General features: G+C 64.0%; 1 protein-coding gene and 1 pseudogene. Both read left to right on the top strand.

Translation table 11 applies throughout. From position 1 onward, the window contains the following. The coding region (locus tag EOA60_RS35875; protein WP_281060819.1) for a flagellin at positions 1-163 on the top strand (163 nt) is incomplete at its 5' end. Positions 164-443: 280 nt separating this feature from the next. Beyond that, positions 444-683: pseudogene (locus EOA60_RS35880) on the top strand (flagellin); the annotation flags it as partial.

A 683-nucleotide genomic window follows, 5' to 3' on the forward strand; every position in this document is an offset into this window, starting at 1 on the left:
GTCGGACTCGATCGACAAGGGCGTCGGCGCTCTGGTCGACGCCGACATGAACAAGGAATCGACCCGCCTGCAGGCCCTCCAGGTGCAGCAGCAGCTCGGCATCCAGGCGCTGTCGATCGCCAACGGCAACTCTCAGCAGATCCTGTCGCTCTTCCGCGGCTGATCGCCCAGCGAACTTCAGGCATCTTTGTCGGGTCGCGCCACCAGCGCGGCCCGATTTTCATTTTTGATGCTGCTGCCCCTCCGAGGCGCGCCTCTTCCCTCGAGAAATATTACCGCACCGCGGTTTCAAGGCTGGCTTTTAACGCGCCGTTAACTGTGACGCGCTAGCTATGGTTAACCAATCGCTATGACGGGCCGACGACGGTCGACAGGCATGACCGCCCCCGCCAGAGAGTTGACCGGCATGCGCGAGGCATGCCTGCTTTGAGAAGGGGTGTATCTTGGCAAGCATCATGACCAACGCCGCCGCGCTCACCGCGCTGCAGAGCCTCAACGCCACCAACAAGGCGCTTGAGACGACGCAGGGCCGCATCTCGACCGGCTACCGTGTCGCCACCGCTTCCGACAACGCCGCCTACTGGTCGATCGCCACCTCGATGCGGTCCGACAACAAGGCGCTCTCGGCCGTCCAGGACGCGCTCGGCCTCGGCGCCGGCAAGGTCGACACAGCTTACACCGCC

This window comes from Mesorhizobium sp. M1A.F.Ca.IN.020.06.1.1, assembly GCF_004023265.1.
Lineage (GTDB): Bacteria > Pseudomonadota > Alphaproteobacteria > Rhizobiales > Rhizobiaceae > Mesorhizobium.